The organism is Oleiphilus sp. HI0117, from assembly GCF_001635235.1.
This window is the reverse complement of record NZ_LWGA01000248.1, coordinates 1-927: the sequence shown is the minus strand read 5'-3', so window position 1 is coordinate 927 and position 927 is coordinate 1. Positions and strand designations below refer to the sequence as shown.

General features: G+C 41.7%; 3 protein-coding genes. 1 reads left to right on the top strand and 2 read right to left on the bottom strand.

Translation table 11 applies throughout. The features are described 5' to 3' along the window. Positions 1-204: transcriptional repressor (locus tag A3757_RS03110; RefSeq protein WP_197469701.1), on the bottom strand; the 204-nt coding region annotated here is incomplete at its 3' end. 163 nt (positions 205-367) lie between these two features. Here A3757_RS03110 and A3757_RS03105 point away from each other — a divergent pair. Next, complete coding sequence (locus A3757_RS03105; protein ID WP_068514039.1) at positions 368-697, top strand: outer membrane protein assembly factor BamE; 330 nt, start codon at positions 368-370, stop codon at positions 695-697. A gap of 9 nt (positions 698-706) precedes the next feature. Here the strand turns inward: A3757_RS03105 and A3757_RS03100 are convergent. Next, the coding region (locus tag A3757_RS03100; RefSeq protein ID WP_068739151.1) for an RnfH family protein at positions 707-927 on the bottom strand (221 nt) is incomplete at its 5' end.

The following is a 927-nucleotide window of genomic DNA, read 5'->3' as shown; positions in this document are numbered from 1 at the left end:
CAAGACCAGACCGGCAGCCTCAAACTGGGTAAGTACACGATAAACGGTCGCCAAACCTACATCATCACCCGATTCCAATAAAGCCTTATAGACATCTTCCGCACTCATATGGTGCTCATCAGCTTCTTCCAAAAGCCCCAATACTTTTAATCGTGGTAAGGTAACTTTCAAACCAACTTTTTTTAACTCTGAGTTGTCTGGCATGATTTATTTGTAATCCTATTCACAGCGTTTGCACGAATCAGGTATCATGCCTCGCTATAATGTTAGTTTCTTCTTTACAACATACTTTGCTTGCGTTTCGCCTATCTTCATAAAGATCAGCCGAAAACATTGTAAAGCAAAGATAATGGAATTCAAAAATTAGATGCAAAAGTTTTTAATTATTATTCTCACCGCTTTAAGCATAAGCGCCTGTAGCTTTCCTGGCGTTTTCAAAATCAATGTCCAGCAAGGCAACATCATCACCCAAGACATGCTCGACACATTAAAAGCAGGTATGACTAAAAAACAGGTTCACTTCGTATTAGGTGCTCCCGTTCTAGACAACACCTTCGATACAGAACTCGAAAACTACGTATACACCTATCAAGTTGCGGGCGGTGAAATCGAGAAACAAACCATAAAAGTCTACTATAGCCAAGGCGTGTACCAACGCTACGAAGGCACACTACTTGAGAGCAACCCAGCATATTAAGCGCTCTATTTAGTCTTTCTTTGCCGCCCGATTTAAGCGAGCCTGTTTAGGGTCGATCATTAATGGGCGGTAAATTTCAATACGATCCCCTTCTTTCAGCTCCTGCTCCAGTGGTTTACGAACCGCTTTACCAAATATTCCCATATCGGCCTTATCGAAATCTATCTCAGGAAAAACCTTATCAATTCCCGAGTTTTTTGCCCCATCAAAAACGTTGGTACCCGGCTTCA

Bases quoted from the DNA above. Each gene is read 5' to 3' on its own strand.
- A3757_RS03105 (WP_068514039.1), top strand. From the start codon at position 368: ATGCAAAAGTTTTTAATTATTATTCTCACCGCTTTAAGCATAAGCGCC.